The sequence below is a fragment of the Corynebacterium appendicis CIP 107643 genome (assembly GCF_030408415.1).
Taxonomy (GTDB): domain Bacteria; phylum Actinomycetota; class Actinomycetes; order Mycobacteriales; family Mycobacteriaceae; genus Corynebacterium; species Corynebacterium appendicis.
This window is the reverse complement of record NZ_CP046976.1, coordinates 1,875,177-1,893,701: the sequence shown is the minus strand read 5'-3', so window position 1 is coordinate 1,893,701 and position 18,525 is coordinate 1,875,177. Positions and strand designations below refer to the sequence as shown.

The window sequence follows — 18,525 nt, the reverse complement described above, 5'->3', positions numbered from 1 at the left end:
GCGCAATGACGAAGGTGTCGGTGAGGAATATCGGCGCCCATAAGCTGCGGCTCGCTCTCACGGTGCTCGCTGTCGTGCTGGGCACGGCGTTCATTTCGGGCTCGCTGATGTTCACGAATATGCTCGAGCGTTCCTTCGATCAGGCGGTGGCGAGCAGGTACGACGATATCGACGTGGTCGTCCAGCCAGCGGAAGGAAAGTCGATCGTCCCCGCGGAGCTGCGCGACGAGCTCGCGGCGGACCCGAAGGTCGCCCGGGTCGCGGTGGACGGATCGGAAGCCGTGGTCGTCGCGGACGCCGACGCGAATGCGATCCAGACCGGCGCCGGCGAGTCGCGCGTGGGGCTGTACTACCCGGACGACGCGGTCGTGGGCGCGCCTTTTCAGATCACGGAGGGCGCTGGCCCGACGAAGCCGGGGGAGACGTTGCTGAACGCCGCGGGAGCGGAGAAATACGGCCTCGCGGTGGGCGATGAGGTCATCGTCGCGGACCCGGAGGGTCGCCACACTATGAGGGTGACGGGCTTGTACACGGACGACCTCGACCAGGGCGCATCGCTCATGCTGAAGGTGCCCGAGAGCGCCTTCCTCGAGTATTACACCAACGGCCGTTACGTCCCCGGCCTTGCACTCACAGCCGCGGACGGCACAGAGCCCACGCAACTGAAAGACCACATCGCGAAAGCGCACAGCGACGTCACGGTCAAAGAGGGCTTCGTGCTTGCCGACGACATGTCCAAGCAAATCCGCGAGGGCTTGAGCTTCATCAGCTACTTCCTGACTGCTTTCGGTCTCGTGGGTCTTCTGGTCGGCACCTTCTTGATCGCCAACACCTTCTCGATGATCGTCGCGCAGAGGACGAAGGAATTCGCGCTGCTTCGCGCCCTCGGCGCCTCGAAAGGGCAGATCACCCGCTCAGTCGTGGTGGAAGCGCTCCTGGTGGGCCTGCTCGGCTCTGTTCTGGGCGTGGCCGCCGGCGCCGGCATGGTGGCGGTGATCCGCGCGGTGATGGACGCCCAGGGCATGGGTCTGCCCGGCGCAGGGGCGGGGCTGTCGGTCAGCGCGGTCGTGGTGCCCATCGTCGTGGGCGGTGTAGCGACGGTGCTCTCGGCGTGGGCGCCTGCGCGCCGCGCAGGCCGCGTCCAGCCGGTGGAGGCGATGAGGTCCAGCGAGTCTGCGACCCCGCAGCCGCTTCTCGCGCGCACCGTCGTGGGCGGACTGCTGCTCGCCGCGGGCGCCGGGTTCCTCGCCTGGGGCGTGATGTGGGACGACGGTTCGACGAGCCGCCGCGCGCTGCTCATCGGTGCCGCAGCGGTGTTCGTCATCGTCGGTCTCTTCCTCGCAGGCCCCGCATTGTCGTTGCCGGTCGTTCCGGTCCTGGGGCGGGTCATTGGCGCGCCGTTCGGCTCGGTGGGCTCGCTTGCGGCGACGAATTCGAAGCGCAATCCGCGCCGCGCCTCAGCGACGGCGTTCGCGCTCATGCTCGGCATCGCGCTGGTGACGGCGATCGGCATGTTGGGTTCCACGATGGAGCGTTCCGTCGACGACGTGCTGGAAAACGACGTCGATGCCGACATGGTGCTCCAGGGGCCGCAGCTGGGCACGTTCCCTATCCCGAACGATCTGCCCGAACGCGTCAAGGACGTGGACGGAGCCGGTGAAGTCGTCTCGTACACGCAGGCGCGCGTGACGGTGAACGGGGAATTCAGCAACCAGTTCGGCCCGGTCGGGGCCACGGATGTCATCGCGGGAGACCCGGGCAAGCTCGTCACGCTCACCATGACGGAGGGCAGCTCTTCGCTTAGCGACGGCGGCGTTCTCCTCCCCGCCTCCCTCGCCCAAGAAAAAGGCGTGGCTGTCGGAGACACGGTGACCATCGCCGCGCCCGAGTGGGAGAGTGCGCCCGAGGCGGAAGCCACAGTGACCGGCCTGTTCGAGGACTCCCAAATCTTCGCGTCCTGGGTCCTGTCGCAGAAGACAGTGGAGCAGCTCATGCCGCCGGAGAGCTTCAAGGTGCTCATGGTGGGCGTGAATAACGACGGTTCTGTCAGTGAGGACGAACTGCGCGCCAATCTCGAGGCGGCTATTCACGACGACATCGTGGTGCAGGTCCGTTCCCCGGAGGAGCTCGGCGGTGAGGCGCAGCAGATGATCAACCAGATGCTGTACATCCTCTACGCGCTGCTGTCGTTGGCGGTGGTGATCGCGATTCTGGGCATCATCAACACGCTGACGCTGTCGGTCATCGAGCGCCGTCAGGAGATCGGCATGCTCCGCGCGGTGGGCACGCAGCGCGGGCAGGTGCGCACCATGATCATTCTGGAGTCCGTCCAGATCGCGGTGTTCGGCGCGCTGCTCGGCGTGGCGACGGGTCTGCTGCTCGGCTGGGCCTTCCTCACGGTGCTGGCCGACCAGGGCCTGGAGAATATCGCCTATCCGTGGACGATGATCGCGGGAATGCTCGCGGGTTCGGTGCTCGTCGGCATCATTGCCGCGCTGTGGCCTGCGCAGCGTGCGGCGAAAACGCCGCCGCTGGACGCCATCGCTGAATAGCGCAGCAACCGGCTAGAAGGCAGGCATGACGCGCAGCCCGTATTTGAGTCCGAACCACGCCGCGACAATACCGAACGCGCAGGTGACAAGAACGTAGCGGGCAAGCGGCCACCACTGCTTCTGCCGCACCATCGCGCCCATCTCCTTCGCCATCGTCGACAGCGTGGACACGGCTCCGGCGAATCCGGCGCCGAGGAAAGCAGGCCACAGCACAGGGAGGGCGGCGGAGAAGCCGACGACGGCGGACCCCACCATATTGGCTGCGAAGGTACCGGTCCTGCCGGGCAGAAGCGTGCTCAAGGCCGAGCGGGCCATGCCCCCGAGGAAAGCGCCCGCGCCAACGAGCACGAAGAGCAGGAACACAGTGCGGATGCCGTCTTCGGTGCTCAGCGCTTCGAGCAGATGGCTGCCGACGACGCCCTCGGGGCCCTGGTACTGCGGGGTGCGGGGAGTCACGGTGTCACCTCCTGGGGGCGGTCACGGCGGCGTCGTAAAGCGTCGCCGAGTTCCCATGCTGCGAGCGCGACGATCATGGTGCCGGCCATGTAGATGAGCGCGATGAAAGCGCTGGACTGCATGGCCAGGAACGACACGGCGGAAAACGTGGTGAAGCCGCCGATCATGCCGCGGCCCCAGAACGGGCCCGGGTCGAAACGGCCCATGAGGAAGCAGCCGATCGCATTGATGATGAAGATGATGACGATCTCGGACGGCGGCTCCGGCGCGATCAGCGGGGTGAACGCGAAGCGCGCGAGTGCGCCGAAAGACGCGCCGAAACCGACCGCGAGAGCTTCTTTGAATGCCGTGTTCACCACGCTTTCACGGTAACCCAGGGCAGTCGGGCGCGCGGAGAGGGGGCGTTGCGGCCGCGGGCATGCTTTATCCGTGGCGGGCGCGCGGAAACCAAGGGAAGATGGGAGGCGACCGACCAGCATGACCGACTAGCACGCACGAAGGAGCGCAACCATGGCACACGAGCGAGCCGGCCAGCCGGCACGTCCCGAGGATCTGATCGACATCGCGGAGGTGGTCACCGCCTACTACACGCGCGACATCGACGCGGCGGACCCGGACCAGCAGGTCGCGTTCGGCACGTCCGGCCACCGCGGGTCGAGCCTGGACAACGCGTTCAACCAGCAGCACATCTGGGCGACGACGCAGGCGATCGTCGACTACCGTCGCGAGAACAGCATCGACGGGCCCGTCTACATCGGCCGCGACACGCACGCACTCAGCGAACCAGCGATGGTGTCGGCGCTCGAGGTGCTCATCGGCAACGATGTCGCAGTGCTTGTCGACGCCGCGGGGCGCTACACTCCGACCCCCGCCGTGTCCCACGCGATCCTCGCGCACAACGCGAAGCTGGCTGGCGGTGTCACCGGCACGGATCCGAAGCGGGCCGACGGTATCGTCATCACTCCGTCCCACAACCCACCGCGCGACGGCGGCTTCAAATACAACCCGCCGTCGGGCGGTCCAGCCGACACTGACGCGACGGACTGGATCGCCGCACGGGCGAACGAGTACCTGGCCAAAGGGCTCGACGGTGTGCGCCGCACGGCGGTGAGCGGCGTGCTCGACGAGCGCGCGGGTACACACCCCTTCATGGACAACTACGTCGCGGACCTGCCGAATGTCGTGGATATCGACGCAATCCGGGGCGCAGGCGTGCGCATCGGCGCGGACCCGATGGGTGGCGCGAGCGTGGACTACTGGGGCGCGATCGCCGAGGCACACAAGCTCGACCTCACGGTGGTGAACCCGACGGTGGACGCCACCTGGCGGTTCATGACGCTGGACACCGACGGCAAGATCCGCATGGACTGCTCCTCGCCGAATTCCATGGCGAGTCTCGTTGCCAACCGCGATAAATACGACATTGCGACGGGCAATGACGCGGACGCGGACCGCCACGGCATCGTCACCCCGGATGCTGGGCTGATGAACCCGAACCACTATCTGGCCGTGGCCATCGAGTACCTGTTCACCCACCGCGACGGCTGGGGCGCGGATACCGCCGTGGGCAAGACACTCGTGTCTTCCTCGATGATTGATCGCGTTGTGGCGTCGCTGGACAAGAAGCTGGTCGAGGTGCCCGTCGGCTTCAAGTGGTTCGTGCCCGGGCTTATCGACGGCGCGGTCGGTTTCGGCGGCGAAGAATCCGCGGGTGCCTCCTTCCTGCGCACAGACGGCACCGTATGGTCGACCGACAAGGACGGCCTGATCATGGATCTGCTCGCCGCCGAGATCACCGCGGTGACCGGGAAGACTCCGTCGCAGCGCTACGCGGAACTGGAGCAGGAATTCGGCGCACCGGTCTACGCCCGCACCGACGCCGAGGCAAACCGCGAGCAGAAGGCGACGTTGAAGAAGCTCTCCCCGGACCAGGTCACGGCCACCACGCTGGCGGGCGACCCGATCACCGCGAAGCTCACCGAAGCACCCGGCAACGGCGCGGCCATCGGCGGGCTCAAGGTCACCACCGACAACGCCTGGTTCGCCGCGCGCCCGTCCGGCACGGAAGATAAATACAAGATTTACGCCGAATCATTCAGCGGTGAGGAGCACCTGAAGCAGGTGCAGAAGGAAGCCCAAGAGCTGGTCAGTTCAGTGCTCGGCGAATAAGAATTCGCTGCCGGCGTGACGGAAACCTCACTGCGCGAAACTTCTCGGCGCCCCGCCCATCGACTAAGGTCGTTGAGGTGGCGAATACATACGATGTGCAGGTGGCAGAGCCCGACACTCTGGACGGCGCGGAGCCGGGAGCAGGGGAGACGTCGACAAGCGAACGCGTGCTCGACGTGCTCTCCGCGCTCGCTCGCTTCGGTCTCGCCGTGATGTGGATTGTCAGGGGCACGACAAAACTCGGCAACCACATGACGGTGGCGCGGAATATCGAAGCATACGATATTTTCACCCCGTACTGGTCGAGTCTGCTGGCGAACCTCATCGGCCCGCTGGAACTCGCTGGCGGCCTGATCCTGCTGCTGGGCATCAAAATCCGGCCCGCTGGTTGGGTGTCGTTCGGCGTGCTCCTCTTGTTCGTCATCGGCCTTTCGTCCGCGTATGCCCGTGGACTGCAGATCGACTGCGGCTGTCTCGCGCCGGACCCGGGAAACCCCAGCGGTGACCTGCTCTGGGACATCATCCGCGACATCGGCCTGATCGCCGTGACGCTGTTCATGATCTACCGCCCGTTTAAGAAATTCGCGCTGTACCCGTAGACTTGCCTGCTGAAACAGCTTGACCCCCAATTCATAAGGTGATGCACTGTGACTTCCTCTTCTACGTCGAACACCAAGGGTTCCACCAAGGTGTCCAACCCCAACTCGACCGGCGGCAAAGGCTTCCTGTGGGCGCTTCTCGCCCTGGTCCTCGTCGGCGCGCTGGTGATCGGCCTGATCGTCTACAACGGCCGCGGCGCGCAGGCTGACCGCATCGCCGAGAACGTCGAGCCCGTCGACGGCGTGACCATGGAGCTCACCGACAACACCATCACCCTGTCCGGCGAGAACAGCGACGGCGCGAAGGAAGCCTCCCTCTACGAGGACTTCGCCTGCAGCTACTGCGCCGACCTGGCGAAGAAGACCGACGCTGAGATGCTGGGGAAGATCAAGGCCGGCGAGGTCACGGTCCACATACGCCCCATGGTCTTCCTCGACGGCACCGGTGAGCAGCACACCGTCGGCCACTCGACGAACACCCTGGCCGCTGTGCTCGCGCTCGCCGACAAGGGCGAGACCGAGGCGTACTGGAACCTGCGCAAGGCCCTCCTCGAGGAGCAGGAGGGCCTGTACGGCAGCGCCGACCCGGAGAAGCTCGCCGACCTCGCGAAGGGCGTCGGCGCTTCCGGTGACGCTGTCGACGCCATCCGCAACGGCGACTACGTCGACCAGGCAAAGGAGCTCGGCGAGGCCAACCAGAAGGACCTCGTGGACAAGACCGGCGAGCTTTCCTCCCCGCGCGTGCTTGTCGACGGCAAGGACGTCGACTCCAACCCCCTCGAGAACTGGATCGACGACCTTCTGGCTAGCTAAAAGTCACTGACTGCGGGCGATTTTGGTCTCGCCCGCACCCACGGTGTATATTTATCGGAGTCGCTTCGCGGAGATCCGCTGAAGCAACGGGGCTATGGCGCAGTTGGTAGCGCACCACACTGGCAGTGTGGGGGTCACGGGTTCGAATCCCGTTAGCTCCACCAACATTGAAACCCAGCCGCGATCACGGCTGGGTTTTCGCATTTGAGTAGCCCGTATTATTTAAGGTCGGGAAGCGCGGTGACGGACGGAGCGGCGATTTGTGTGATCATGGCGTGAGCTGCGCGAAATCTAGAGAAGATCAGTACCGTGGGGGCCATGGACGAGCTGCAGTTTCACCAGATCGATTCCCCGATCGGCCGGATCGGGTTGGTGGTGTCGCAGGCGGGGGTTGCCAAGGTGCTGTTCGAGTCCGACGGGATCGACGCTGAACGCGACCGCATCGGGGCAAAGGCTGTGGTCCCGCTCGCCGCGCACCAGTTGAAGGAGTATTTCGCGGGGCGCCGACGCGAGTTCACGGTGCCTTTGGACTACCGTTTCGCCACCGACTTCCGCGGGCAGGTTCTGCGGGAGCTCGCACGCGTGCCGTACGGGGAGACCACGACGTACCGCGAGCTCGCCGGCAAGGTCGGCAACCCGAAGGCGGTGCGCGCCATCGGCGGAGCGTGCGCGAATAACCCGCTGCCGCTTCTCGTCCCGTGCCACCGCGTGCTGCGCGCGGACGGCGGGCTCGGCGGGTACCGTGGCAGCTCCGAAACAAAGCGATTCCTACTCGAATTGGAGGGCATCGATGTCTGACGCATTCGTGAAGCAGGGCAGCGCGCCGGGCGCCGCCGCAGCTGAGGCGGCGTACCTGCGTTGGCTGCGGGAGGGCTCCGACGCGGTAGTGGAGGTTTTAGGCCTCGACGAAGACGCCAACACGGTCACCATCGAGCGTGTCGTCAGCGCCCGCCCGAGCGCTGACGCCGCCAAGGAGGCCGGGCGCGAGCTCGCCGCCATTCACGCGATGGGTGCGGACGCATTCGGCGCGCCCGCCGACGGCTGGGACGGCCCCAATTTCATCGGGCGCGCGCAGCAGGAATGCACGCCGACAGAACGTTGGGGGGAGTTCTACACCGAGCAACGCGTCCTGCCGTTCGCAGAGAAGGCCCACACGAGAGGCAACCTGGACGCGGCAGGCTTAGACACGGTCCAGCGCGCGTGCGACGCTCTACTCGCGGAGGACGAGGACGCACCGCTCGCGCGCATTCACGGCGATCTATGGACGGGCAACCTCCTGTTTTCAACGACCGGCCCGCGGTTCATCGACCCGGCCGCGCACGGCGGCCACCCGCTGACGGACATCGCGATGCTCGAGCTCTTCGGCGCACCGCACCTGCGCTCGCTTATCGACGGCTACCTCGCCTCCGGAGGATCCTTGGGCGATGCCTCCGGCGGCGACTGGGAACGGCGCATCCCGGTCCACCAGCTCCACCCGCTCGCCGTCCACGCCTACACCCACGGACCCAGCTACGGATCTGCGCTGGTCCGCGCGGCGGAGGAGACGCTGCGCGTCGTCGGTTAATGCCATTGACGGGAAAATTTCCTGTGGCTAACGTCGAAATTAGAAACTGCGGAATTGAAGCCAACAAGGGGTGGGCGTAAATGGCCAGTTCCGCGCTAAACCCACCAGGTCTCTGCCGGGCCGGGTGGTAGGTGCCGCTTGTGCTGGCCGACCGTCCAGAGGTGCTCGAGGCGCTGGGCGGAGGAGGCGTCGATAAGCGTGCCTTCCAAGTAGTCGTCGATCTCGGCGTAGGTGATGCCGAGCGCCTCCTCGTCGGGAAGCGCCGGGCGGTCTTCCTCGAGGTCGGCGGTGGGAACCTTCTCGTAGAGGCGCTTGTCGGCCTCGAGGTGAGCGAGGAGCTGCGCGCCTTGGCGCTTGTTCAGACCGGCGAGCGGGACGAGGTCCGCGGCACCGTCGCCGAATTTTGTGAAGAATCCCGTGACGTTCTCCGCCGCGTGGTCCGTGCCGATAACGAGGAGGCCGAGCTCGCCCGCGATCGCGTACTGGGCAGTCATGCGCAGACGGGCTTTGACGTTGCCCTTGTTGAAGTCGCCGAGCTTCTCGCGGTCGAGGCTGCCGGCGACTTCGGCTGCGAGCGCGGTCGTCGCGGGTTCGATATTGACCGTGACGCGCCGGTCCGGCTGGATGAAATCGAGCGCGAGCTGCGCGTCGTCCTCGTCTGACTGGACACCGTGGGGGAGGCGCACCGCGACGAACGTGGCCTCGCGCCCCTGTTCCCGGGCTTTCTCCACGGCAAGCTGCGCGAGCTTGCCCGCCAACGTCGAGTCTTGGCCGCCCGAAATGCCGAGGACGAAGCCTTTCGCCCCGGTCTTCTCCAGGTAGTCGACGAGGAAGTCCACGCGCCGGGCGATCTCGCCGGCGGGTGCGATGAACGGCTTCACGCCGAGCGCAGCGATGATCTCTTGCTGCGTAGCACCGATCGCGTCGTGGGACGGGTTCTCGGACAGATTGTCGGACTCGTGTGGCATATCCGCTATCGTAGCGCGGAAGTAACAGCGTGAGCTTCGGCCGTTTTGGTGCTGCGGGGCCGGTCAGGTAGCATTGACTCCCGTTGCACGGCAGCGCCGATTCACGGTGCGCCGAGGAAAGAAACGAATGTCCGTCGCCACCTGCTCGTATTTAGGTGGAGTCGCGGCGGCCACTCGGAACATTAACGAGTAGAAAGGAGCGCCCGATGAAGGTCCGTAAGTCCCTTCGGTCGCTGAAGAACAAGCCGGGCGCTCAGGTTGTCCGCCGCCGTGGCAAGGTCTACGTGATCAACAAGAAGGATCCGCGTTTCAAGGCACGCCAGGGCTAAACGCATAAAAAGATCGACGCCCCCGTCGCAATGAGCTTCGTGCTCTCGGCGGGGGCGTTTTTCATGCGCTGCGCACGCAGCTTGTGGGTTGAACGACAAAATGTGTGTCTAGCTCGGCGTGTCGCACGGGGGTTAGATTTGGCCTTTCTGGATGCCTCGTGGTCGATGAGTGAGGAAGACGCCGACGGTGGCACGCGTATGGATGCGGCGAAGCAGGCGTCGCATGATTTGGTGAATTCGTTGCCGGGGCATGCCGTGAGACAGTGGAGTCGCGGCGCGGTTTCGGCGCAGTTCCGGTGTGATCTTGGACGCAGAGGAAAATATTTCGGCGAAAATTCCATCTGTGTAAGCCGTTTTTCGTGTGCTAACGGCTGTGGTGAAACTACATGTAGGTTATTTCCCCTGTCTATCCTGCGAATACCATGCGTGTAACTACTACATATAGTATCGGTTGCCATAATATGGCACAACGTATAGTGTCTCTTGGTGTTCGCCCCCATGGGGTGCGGGCGCGGCGCATCGCTCGATGCCGCACCACTCTTCAGTTGATTCGAGCGCTAGCGGCACCCCTGTGGCCGCCAGGTAAGTCTCACTAGCCCGAACATCCTCTGAGAAGAAAAGAGCCTTGAGAACTATGTCGATCACCCTTTACACCAAGCCGGCTTGCGTTCAGTGCAATGCGACGAAGAAGGCACTGGACCGCGCTGGTCTGCAGTACAACACCGTGGATATCTCCATGGACGATTCCGCGCGCGACTACGTCATGGCGCTGGGTTACCTGCAGGCCCCGGTCGTCGAGGTCGACGGCGAGCACTGGTCGGGCTTCCGCCCGGACCGCATCCGCTCCCTCGCTGAGAGCGCCGCGTAGCCGCCCCGCATGAAGTTCAAGCCGTCACGTTGTTGGCGGCTTAACGTTTAGCGGTGGTTGCTCCGCGCAGCGTATCCATAATTTCATCGTTTGTTCTAGTCGTTCCTCGTTCTTGTCGTTTCTGTCGGACATTTTGTGAGTCAAAGGTCGGCAATCAGTCATGTTGGTCGTTTACTTTTCTTCCGCGACGGGCAATACCCACAGCTTTGTGGACAAGCTCGGTCTGCCGAGTGCACGGATTCCGCTCCGGAGGAGTGACGCGCCGCTGAAAGTTCACGAGCCGTACGTGCTGGTGTGCCCGACCTACGGCGGCGGGGTGTCGTTGACGCACGAGAATGTGCGGCCGGTGCCGGCGCAGGTGATCCGTTTCTTGAACGACGAGGCGAACCGGAAGCTGCTGCGCGGCGTGATCGCCGCGGGGAACTCGAATTTCGGCCCGGATTTCTGCAAGGCGGGCGACGTCATCGCTGAAAAGACGGGTGTGCCGTATCTGTACCGCTTCGAGCTGATGGGCTCGGAGGAGGACGTGGAGAAGGTCCGCGAGAACTTGGTGGCGGGCGTCGATAAGCTCGGCCTTGAACCGCTGACCGCGCAGGAGCGTGAGGTGATGGAGGCGCGTCGGGCGGAGACGTCGGAAAGTGAACTGCGTCTCGCCCGGCTGCGCGAGCGCTACCACGCTGTGTAGCTGCATAACTGCTGGCCGTCCAACTGGACGGTTGAATATTTAGCCCTGAAATTACGTATTTGATCACTGCTTGAGAAAGGCCCGAAAACCGTGACCGACACTGTGGGGAAGACCGTAGCTGAGCCGGTGAGCCAGACCGAACAGCTGGATTACCACGCGCTGAACGCGCTTTTGAACCTGTACGACGAGAACGGCCAGATCCAGTTCGACAAAGACCGTGAGGCGGCGAACCAGTTCTTCCTGCAGCACGTCAACCAGAACACCGTCTACTTCCACGACCTGGAAGAGAAGATGGACTACCTTGTCGAGAACAAGTACTACGAGCCGGAGACGATCGAGAAGTACGACTGGGAGTTCGTGAAGTCCACGTTCAAGCGCGCGTACTCCTACAAGTTCCGCTTCAAGTCCTTCCTCGGCGCGTACAAGTACTACACCTCGTACACGCTGAAGACGTTCGACGGGCGCCGCTACCTGGAGCGCTTCGAGGACCGTGTGTCGATGACGGCGCTGTTCCTCGCCGACGGCAACGAGGCTCTGGCGTCCGCGCTGGTCGACGAGATCATGACGGGCCGTTTCCAGCCGGCCACCCCGACGTTTTTGAATGCGGGTAAGGCGCAGCGCGGCGAGCTCGTGTCCTGCTTCCTGCTGCGCGTCGAGGACAACATGGAGTCCATCGGCCGTGCGATCAACTCCTCGCTGCAGCTGTCCAAGCGAGGCGGCGGCGTGGCGCTGCTGCTCAGCAATATCCGTGAGGCGGGCGCGCCGATCAAGCACATCGAGAACCAGTCGTCCGGCGTCATCCCCGTGATGAAGCTTTTGGAGGACTCCTTCTCCTACGCCAACCAGCTCGGTGCTCGCCAGGGCGCCGGCGCGGTGTATCTGAATGCGCACCACCCGGACATCCTCCGCTTCCTCGACACCAAGCGCGAGAATGCGGACGAGAAGATCCGCATCAAGACGCTCTCGCTCGGCGTGGTCATCCCGGACATCACCTTCGAGCTGGCCAAGCGCAACGACGACATGTACCTGTTCTCCCCGTACGACGTCGAGCGCGTCTACGGCGTCCCGTTCGCGGACATCTCGGTCACCGAGAAGTACGAGGAGATGGTCGAGGACCCGCGCATCCGCAAGTCCAAGATCAACGCCCGCCAGTTCTTCCAGACCATCGCGGAGATCCAGTTTGAGTCCGGCTACCCGTACATCATGTTCGAGGACACGGCGAATAGGGCGAACCCGGTCAAGATCGGCCGCGTGAACATGTCCAACCTGTGTTCCGAGATCCTCCAGGTCAACACCCCGTCGGTGCTCAACGACGACTTGACGTACAAGGAGTTGGGCAACGATATCTCCTGTAACCTCGGTTCGCTCAATATCGCGATGTCGATGGATTCGGATGATTTCTCGAAGACGGTGGAGACCGCGATCCGAGGCCTGACCGCGGTGGCGGACAAGACCTCCATCGACTCCGTGCCGCCCGTGCGCGAGGGCAACGACGCGTCACACGCCATCGGCCTCGGCCAGATGAACTTGCACGGCTATCTCGGCCGCGAGCACATCCACTACGGCTCCGAGGAAGGCTTGGACTTCACCAACGCGTACTTCGCATCCGTCCTCTATGAATGCCTCAAGGCGTCCCACACAATCGCCGTGGAAAAGGGCGAGGCTTTCGAAGGCTTCGAGCGCTCCGAGTACGCCACCGGCGAGTTCTTCGACCGCTACAACCCGGAGGATTTCCAGCCGAAGACGGAGAAGGTCAAGGCGATCTTCGCCAATTCTTCCGCGCAGCCGCCGAGCGCGGAGCAGTGGGCGCAGCTCAAGGCGGACATCGCGCGCGACGGCATCTACAACCGCTACCTGCAGGCTGTCCCGCCGACCGGCTCGATCTCCTACATCAACAACTCGACCTCGTCGATCCACCCGATCGCGTCCAAGATCGAGATCCGCAAGGAAGGCAAGATCGGCCGCGTCTACTACCCGGCGCCGCACATGGACAACGAGAACATCGACTACTTCACCGACGCCTACGAGATCGGCTACGAGAAGATCATCGACACCTACGCGGTGGCCACGAAGTACGTCGACCAGGGCCTGTCTTTGACCTTGTTCTTCAAGGACACGGTGACCACCCGCGATCTCAACCGCGCACAGATCTACGCGTGGCGCAAGGGCATCAAGACGCTCTACTACATCCGCCTGCGCCAGATGGCGCTCGAAGGCACCGAGATCGAAGGCTGCGTGTCCTGCATGCTGTAAGCAGCAGCTTATCGACGAAGCGTGCATTCCCACCCCGACGTTTTCCCTGCAAATAGATAGGATGATCTGCGTGACTGACGCGCATGAATACGACTCGTACTTGGCCGCTAATGAGCAGCCGATCAAGGCGATCAACTGGAATTCCATTCCGGACGATAAGGACTTGGAAGTCTGGGACCGCCTGACCGGCAACTTCTGGCTGCCGGAGAAGATTCCGGTGTCCAACGACATCCCGAGCTGGAACACGCTCACCGACGACGAGAAGCAGGCGACGATGCGCGTCTTCACCGGCCTGACGCTGCTGGACACGATCCAGGGCACCGTCGGCGCCGTGTCGATGCTGCCGGATTCCACGACTCCGCATGAGGAGGCCGTGTACACCAACCTCGCCTTCATGGAGTCCGTCCACGCGAAGAGCTACTCCAATATCTTCATGACGTTGGCGTCCACCCCGATGATCAACGACGCGTTCCGCTGGTCGGAGGAGAACGAGAACCTCCAGCGCAAGGCGAAGATCATCATGAGCTACTACGAGGGCGACGACCCGCAGAAGCGCAAGATCGCCTCCGTGATGCTCGAGTCCTTCCTCTTCTACTCCGGTTTCTACCTGCCGCTGAACTGGTCGGTGCACTCCAAGCTGACCAACACCGCCGACATCATCCGCCTGATCATCCGCGACGAGGCAGTGCACGGTTACTACATCGGCTACAAGTACCAGCGCGCGCTGGCGGGGGAGAGCGAGCCGCGCAAGGACGAGCTGAAGGAGTACACCTTCGATCTGCTCTACGACCTCTACGACAACGAGAGCCAGTACACCGAGGACATTTACGATCCGTTGGGCTGGACTGAGGACGTGAAGCGCTTCCTGCGCTACAACGCGAATAAGGCGCTGAACAACTTGGGTTATGAAGGTCTGTTCCCGTCCGATGAGACCCGGGTCTCACCGACGATCCTCGCGTCCCTGTCGCCGAATGCCGACGAGAACCACGACTTCTTCTCCGGCTCCGGGTCGTCCTATGTCATCGGCAAGGCCGAGGACACCCAGGACGACGACTGGGATTTCTAAACCCGACTTTTCATAAATCAATCCGCATCATCGGGAGCGGGCCTGAGCGATTCAGGCCCGCTCTCCCCAATCCGGGGTCAATCAGTCACGGCCAATCGAGCAGGTGCCACGCCCAAAATGGGTGTGGCCTGTGATGTCTGGATTTTGGCTGGGCCGACCGTTAAGATGAAGCGGTACTAGTTGCGCCTACCCATGCGCCTGCTTGGGGTGCCGCCGGTGACTCGGAGAGCGCCAGCGGTGAGACGCGGCTGAGTCTCAATCAGGAGGAAACGAATGACTGCTGTGGCACCACGGCTCGACAACACGGCTGGGACCGACGTTGTCGCCCCGGTCCGGCCGGAGCCGACCGGAAAGGCACGTAAAGGTACCCGCTTTTACGACCTGTTGACCACGACAGACCACAAACAGCTGGGCATCTTCTACATCATCATGTCCTTCGTGTGGTTCTTTGTCGGTGGCCTTATGGCACTGCTCATCCGCGCGGAGCTCTTCTCCCCGGGTCTGCAGTTCCTGTCCAACGAACAGTTCAACCAGCTGTTCACCCTTCACGGAACAGTGATGCTGCTGGCGTTCGGTACCCCGATCGTCTGGGGCTTCGCCAACTTCGTGCTGCCGCTGCAGGTCGGCGCACCCGATGTGGCCTTCCCGCGCCTGAACTCCTTCGGTTTCTGGATCACCCAGGCCGGTGTTTTGGCGATGCTCGCCGGCTTTCTCACCCCGGGCGGCGCAGCCGACTTCGGCTGGACCATGTACCTGCCGCTGGCTGACGCGATCCACACACCGGGTGTGGGCGCTGACCTGTGGATCCTGGGTGTCGGTGCGACCGGTATCGGTACCCTGGCGTCCGCCATCAACATGGTCTCCACCATCCTGACGCTGCGTGCGCCGGGCCTGACTATGTTCCGCCTGCCGGTGTTCACCTGGACCATCTTCGTCGCGTCCATCATGGCGCTGATGATCTTCCCGCTGCTGACCGCGGCTGCTCTCGGTGTGCTGTACGACCGTAAGCTCGGCGGCCACATTTTCGACCCGGCTAACGGCGGCGCCATCCTGTGGCAGCACCTGTTCTGGTTCTTCGGCCACCCGGAGGTCTACGTCCTCGCACTGCCGTTCTTCGGCATCATCTCCGAGGTCGTTCCGGTCTTCTCCCGTAAGCCGATCTTCGGCTACATCGGCCTGGTCTTCGCGACCCTGGCTATTGGTGGCCTGTCCATGGCTGTCTGGGCGCACCACATGTACGCCACCGGTGCAATCCTGCTGCCGTTCTTCTCGTTCATGACCTTCCTGATCGCGGTTCCGACCGGCGTGAAGTTCTTCAACTGGGTTGGCACGATGTGGAACGGCCACCTGACCTTCGAGACGCCGATGATCTGGGCGATGGGCTTCCTGGCTACCTTCCTCTTCGGTGGTCTGACCGGCATCATGCTGGCCTCCCCGCCGCTGGACTTCCAGCTGCACGACTCCTACTTCGTCGTCGCGCACTTCCACTACACCCTGTTCGGTACTGTGGTCTTCGCTTCCTGCGCCGGCGTGTACTTCTGGTTCCCGAAGATGACGGGCCGCATGCTCGACGAGACCCTGGGCAAGTGGCACTTCTGGCTGACCTTCATCGGCTTCAACACGACCTTCCTGATCCAGCACTGGCTGGGCAACATGGGCATGCCGCGCCGTTACGCCGACTACCTGGACTCTGACGGCTTCACGCTGTTCAACCAGATCTCCACTGTCGGCGCGCTGATCCTAGGCATCGCGTTCCTGCCGTTCATCTGGAACGTGTACAAGTCCTGGCGCTACGGCGAGGTCGTCACTGTCGACGATCCGTGGGGCTACGGCAACTCCCTTGAGTGGGCGACCTCGTGCCCGCCTCCGGGACACAACTTCGAGTCCCTGCCGCGCATCCGTTCGGAGCGTCCGGCCTTCGAGCTGCACTACCCGCACATGGTTGAGACCATGCGCCGTGAGGCTCACACCGGCCACCACGACCCGCGCTCCGAGGCGACCACCCCGGGCGAGACCGATGGTCGTGCCGTGCGCACCGAGACTGAAGCGGTGACCACCGTCCGCCCGGCTGAAGGCCGCGGTCCGGCATCGGGTTCCACCAAAGTGACCGACTAGTCGCGTACGACTCAGCGGCTGCGAAAAGCCGCTCCTGATTGACAGCCCCGCACCACTTCGAGTGGTGCGGGGCTTCGTGCTGTAGTTTCGTATCCATGAGTTACGCCGTCGCTTTGCAGCCTGGTCTCCACTACGCCGTGATTACGTTGACGGGAGCGGACCGTCCGGGTGTGACGGCGGCTTTTTTCGCCATCCTGTCGCAGCACGGGGTGCAGCTCCTCGACGCGGAACAGGCTAATTTCCGGGGACGTCTGGCTCTGGCGGCCTTCGCGGGGGTCAAACCGTCAGCGGTGGAGGCGCTGCGCCGCGATCTGGAGGCCGCATCGGAGCTGTCGGACCACGCCGTCCTGATCGAGACCGAGGAGGAGGCTCTAGCCCCGCAGCGCAAGCGTTCCACTCACGCGGTGGTGGTGCTGGGCAATCCGGTGACGGCGGAAGATGTCTCGGAGATCGGCCGGACCTTGGCAGATTTCGGTGCCAATATCGATCGCATCCGCGGGATTTCCGACTACCCGGTGACGGGTCTCGAGCTGTCCATCACCATCCCGGGGCAGGGCGACGAGGTCAGCCACACGGTGCGCAAGGCGCTCGCCGAGCTGTCGTCGGGCCTCGGGGTGGACATCGCGATCGAGCGTGCCGGGCTCGCGCGCCGCTCGAAGCGCCTGGTCTGCTTCGACTGCGATTCCACCTTGGTCACGGGCGAAGTCATCGAGATGCTCGCCGCGCACGCGGGGCGCGAGGAAGAGGTCGCCGCGGTCACGGAGCGCGCAATGCGCGGCGAGCTCGACTTCGAGGAGTCCCTCCGCGAGCGCGTGAAGGCGTTGGCGGGGCTCGACGCGACGGTGATCGACGAGGTCGCCCGCGGTATCGTGCTCACACCGGGCGCGCGGACGACGATCCGCACGCTGAAGCAAATGGGGTACCGCACAGCGGTCGTCTCCGGCGGCTTCATCCAGGTGCTCGAGCCCCTGGTGGCCGACCTCGAGCTGGACTACGCGCGCGCCAACACGCTCGAGATCGTTGACGGGAAGCTGACGGGCGAGGTGATCGGGCAGGTCGTCGATAGGCGGGCAAAGGCTGATTTCCTCGCGGAATTCGCCGCGGATTCCGGGCTGCGCATGTCGCAGACGGTCGCGGTGGGCGACGGTGCCAACGACATCGACATGATCACGCAGGCGGGCCTGGGCATCGCGTTCAACGCGAAGCCGGCGCTGCGCGAGGTCGCCGACACCGCATTGAGCTACCCGTTCCTCGACTCGGTGCTCTACATCATGGGCGTTCCGCGCCACGAGATCGACGTGCTCAACGACGAGCAGGGCATCGACGGCAAGGTCGCACTCGATTGATGGGAAGCGAGCTTATCGACGCCCACCGCTTCCTCGTCCAGTCCCTAACCGCCCCCGGGCGGGGCGACGAGGACCCCGACGACCCGCAGACGGTGCAGGCCATGCAGATCGCGCTGCACGTGCCGAAACCGGACCGCCCAAGGCGGGACGAACTGCTGGCCGCCGCTGCTCAAGCCGTCGTCGCGGTGTGCCTCGACCCCCGTGCGGGCCAAAACGGCGCCTGGCGCGACGCGCTGGGGCAGTGGTACGGCCACCGCATCCGCAAAATCGCCCGGCGTGCCCGCGGTGCCGGGTGGGATAATGTCCAGGCGCTGCCGGGCTGCACCGCGACAGTGGGTGGAGCTTCCGCCCGCGCGTTCATTCCGTCGGCGGTGGCTGACGTCCCGCACCTGCTCTCCAAGCTCCAGATCCGCGGCACGGAGCTGCCGGTAGATGAGCAAAGCCAGCCGGACGCATCGATTCCTCTCATCGCAGTCGATGCCGAGCTGGAGATGACCGCCGGCAAAGCCGCCGCCCAGGCCGGGCACGGCTCGATGCTGCTCGCCGCCGCGATGAGCGAGGAACACGTCTCAGCGTGGGCCGCCGACGGCTTCCCGCTGCAAGTCCGGGAGATCCCGCGCGCTGAATTCGCGCAGCTCGCCGCCGACACCGCCGCGGTGGCGGTGCAGGACAGCGGCTTCACAGAGGTCGCTCCCGGATCCACGACCGTCGTCGCCCTGCCGGGTAAATACGCCTAGGGCTG

Annotated in this window: 17 protein-coding genes and 1 tRNA gene; 15 read left to right on the top strand and 3 right to left on the bottom strand. The window is 64.1% G+C overall.

The annotated features are described in order from the left end of the window. Positions 1-5 precede the first annotated feature (5 nt). Positions 6-2,552, top strand: a complete 2,547-nt coding sequence (locus CAPP_RS09315) for an ABC transporter permease (RefSeq protein WP_234958993.1) — start codon at positions 6-8, stop codon at positions 2,550-2,552. Between the two features lie 12 nt (positions 2,553-2,564). On the opposite strand, the gene CAPP_RS09310 is transcribed toward CAPP_RS09315, so the two are convergent. Then, positions 2,565-3,008, bottom strand: coding sequence for a FluC/FEX family fluoride channel (locus CAPP_RS09310; protein WP_234958995.1), 444 nt, complete (start codon positions 3,006-3,008; stop codon positions 2,565-2,567). Further along, positions 3,005-3,367, bottom strand: a complete 363-nt coding sequence (locus tag CAPP_RS09305) for a CrcB family protein (RefSeq protein WP_234958997.1) — start codon at positions 3,365-3,367, stop codon at positions 3,005-3,007. The genes CAPP_RS09310 and CAPP_RS09305 overlap by 4 nt, the downstream gene beginning before the upstream one ends. 151 nt (positions 3,368-3,518) lie before the next feature. On the opposite strand from CAPP_RS09305, the gene pgm reads away from it, so the two are divergent. The 6 genes from pgm (at position 3,519) to CAPP_RS09275 (ending at position 8,153) form a co-directional block, all read left to right on the top strand. Then, positions 3,519-5,177: a phosphoglucomutase (alpha-D-glucose-1,6-bisphosphate-dependent) gene (gene pgm / locus CAPP_RS09300; RefSeq protein ID WP_076599881.1), complete on the top strand. Its 1,659-nt coding sequence runs from the start codon at positions 3,519-3,521 to the stop codon at positions 5,175-5,177. Between the two features lie 119 nt (positions 5,178-5,296). Continuing rightward, a complete protein-coding gene (locus CAPP_RS09295; protein WP_268753105.1) occupies positions 5,297-5,776 on the top strand; it encodes a MauE/DoxX family redox-associated membrane protein in 480 nt (159 codons plus the stop codon). A 48-nt stretch (positions 5,777-5,824) separates the two neighbouring features. Beyond that, the gene (locus CAPP_RS09290; RefSeq protein ID WP_076599882.1) at positions 5,825-6,589 is read left to right on the top strand and encodes a DsbA family protein; all 765 of its coding nucleotides are present in this window, start codon (positions 5,825-5,827) and stop codon (positions 6,587-6,589) included. Positions 6,590-6,677: 88 nt separating this feature from the next. Next, positions 6,678-6,753: transfer RNA gene (locus CAPP_RS09285), tRNA-Ala, on the top strand. 154 nt (positions 6,754-6,907) lie between these two features. Next, a complete protein-coding gene (locus CAPP_RS09280) occupies positions 6,908-7,387 on the top strand; it encodes a methylated-DNA--[protein]-cysteine S-methyltransferase (protein WP_084560739.1) in 480 nt (159 codons plus the stop codon). Continuing rightward, positions 7,380-8,153 carry a fructosamine kinase family protein gene (locus CAPP_RS09275; RefSeq protein WP_076599883.1) on the top strand — a complete coding sequence of 258 codons (774 nt, stop codon included), beginning with the start codon at positions 7,380-7,382 and terminating at the stop codon, positions 8,151-8,153. Before CAPP_RS09280 ends, CAPP_RS09275 begins: the two co-directional genes overlap by 8 nt. 95 nt (positions 8,154-8,248) lie before the next feature. On the opposite strand, the gene nadE is transcribed toward CAPP_RS09275, so the two are convergent. Next, entirely contained in the window at positions 8,249-9,121 is an 873-nt protein-coding gene (gene nadE, locus CAPP_RS09270; RefSeq protein ID WP_076599884.1) for an NAD(+) synthase, read from the bottom strand. Between the two features lie 206 nt (positions 9,122-9,327). On the opposite strand from nadE, the gene ykgO reads away from it, so the two are divergent. From ykgO to CAPP_RS09230, 8 genes are all read left to right on the top strand, one after another. Then, complete coding sequence (gene ykgO / locus CAPP_RS09265; RefSeq protein ID WP_003852698.1) at positions 9,328-9,450, top strand: type B 50S ribosomal protein L36; 123 nt, start codon at positions 9,328-9,330, stop codon at positions 9,448-9,450. Positions 9,451-10,084: 634 nt separating this feature from the next. Further along, complete coding sequence (nrdH, locus tag CAPP_RS09260; RefSeq protein ID WP_076599886.1) at positions 10,085-10,318, top strand: glutaredoxin-like protein NrdH; 234 nt, start codon at positions 10,085-10,087, stop codon at positions 10,316-10,318. Positions 10,319-10,478: 160 nt separating this feature from the next. Continuing rightward, entirely contained in the window at positions 10,479-11,003 is a 525-nt protein-coding gene (nrdI, locus tag CAPP_RS09255; RefSeq protein WP_076599887.1) for a class Ib ribonucleoside-diphosphate reductase assembly flavoprotein NrdI, read from the top strand. 90 nt (positions 11,004-11,093) lie between these two features. After that, complete coding sequence (gene nrdE, locus CAPP_RS09250) at positions 11,094-13,256, top strand: class 1b ribonucleoside-diphosphate reductase subunit alpha (protein WP_076599888.1); 2,163 nt, start codon at positions 11,094-11,096, stop codon at positions 13,254-13,256. A gap of 61 nt (positions 13,257-13,317) precedes the next feature. Then, positions 13,318-14,322 (top strand): class 1b ribonucleoside-diphosphate reductase subunit beta, encoded by a 1,005-nt coding sequence (gene nrdF, locus CAPP_RS09245; RefSeq protein ID WP_076599889.1) that lies wholly within the window; start codon positions 13,318-13,320, stop codon positions 14,320-14,322. A 273-nt stretch (positions 14,323-14,595) separates the two neighbouring features. Continuing rightward, the gene (gene ctaD / locus CAPP_RS09240; protein ID WP_076599890.1) at positions 14,596-16,437 is read left to right on the top strand and encodes an aa3-type cytochrome oxidase subunit I; all 1,842 of its coding nucleotides are present in this window, start codon (positions 14,596-14,598) and stop codon (positions 16,435-16,437) included. A gap of 95 nt (positions 16,438-16,532) precedes the next feature. Beyond that, the gene (serB, locus tag CAPP_RS09235; protein ID WP_076599891.1) at positions 16,533-17,783 is read left to right on the top strand and encodes a phosphoserine phosphatase SerB; all 1,251 of its coding nucleotides are present in this window, start codon (positions 16,533-16,535) and stop codon (positions 17,781-17,783) included. Continuing rightward, positions 17,783-18,520, top strand: coding sequence for an aminoacyl-tRNA hydrolase (locus tag CAPP_RS09230; protein WP_076599892.1), 738 nt, complete (start codon positions 17,783-17,785; stop codon positions 18,518-18,520). The genes serB and CAPP_RS09230 overlap by 1 nt, the downstream gene beginning before the upstream one ends. Positions 18,521-18,525 lie beyond the last annotated feature (5 nt).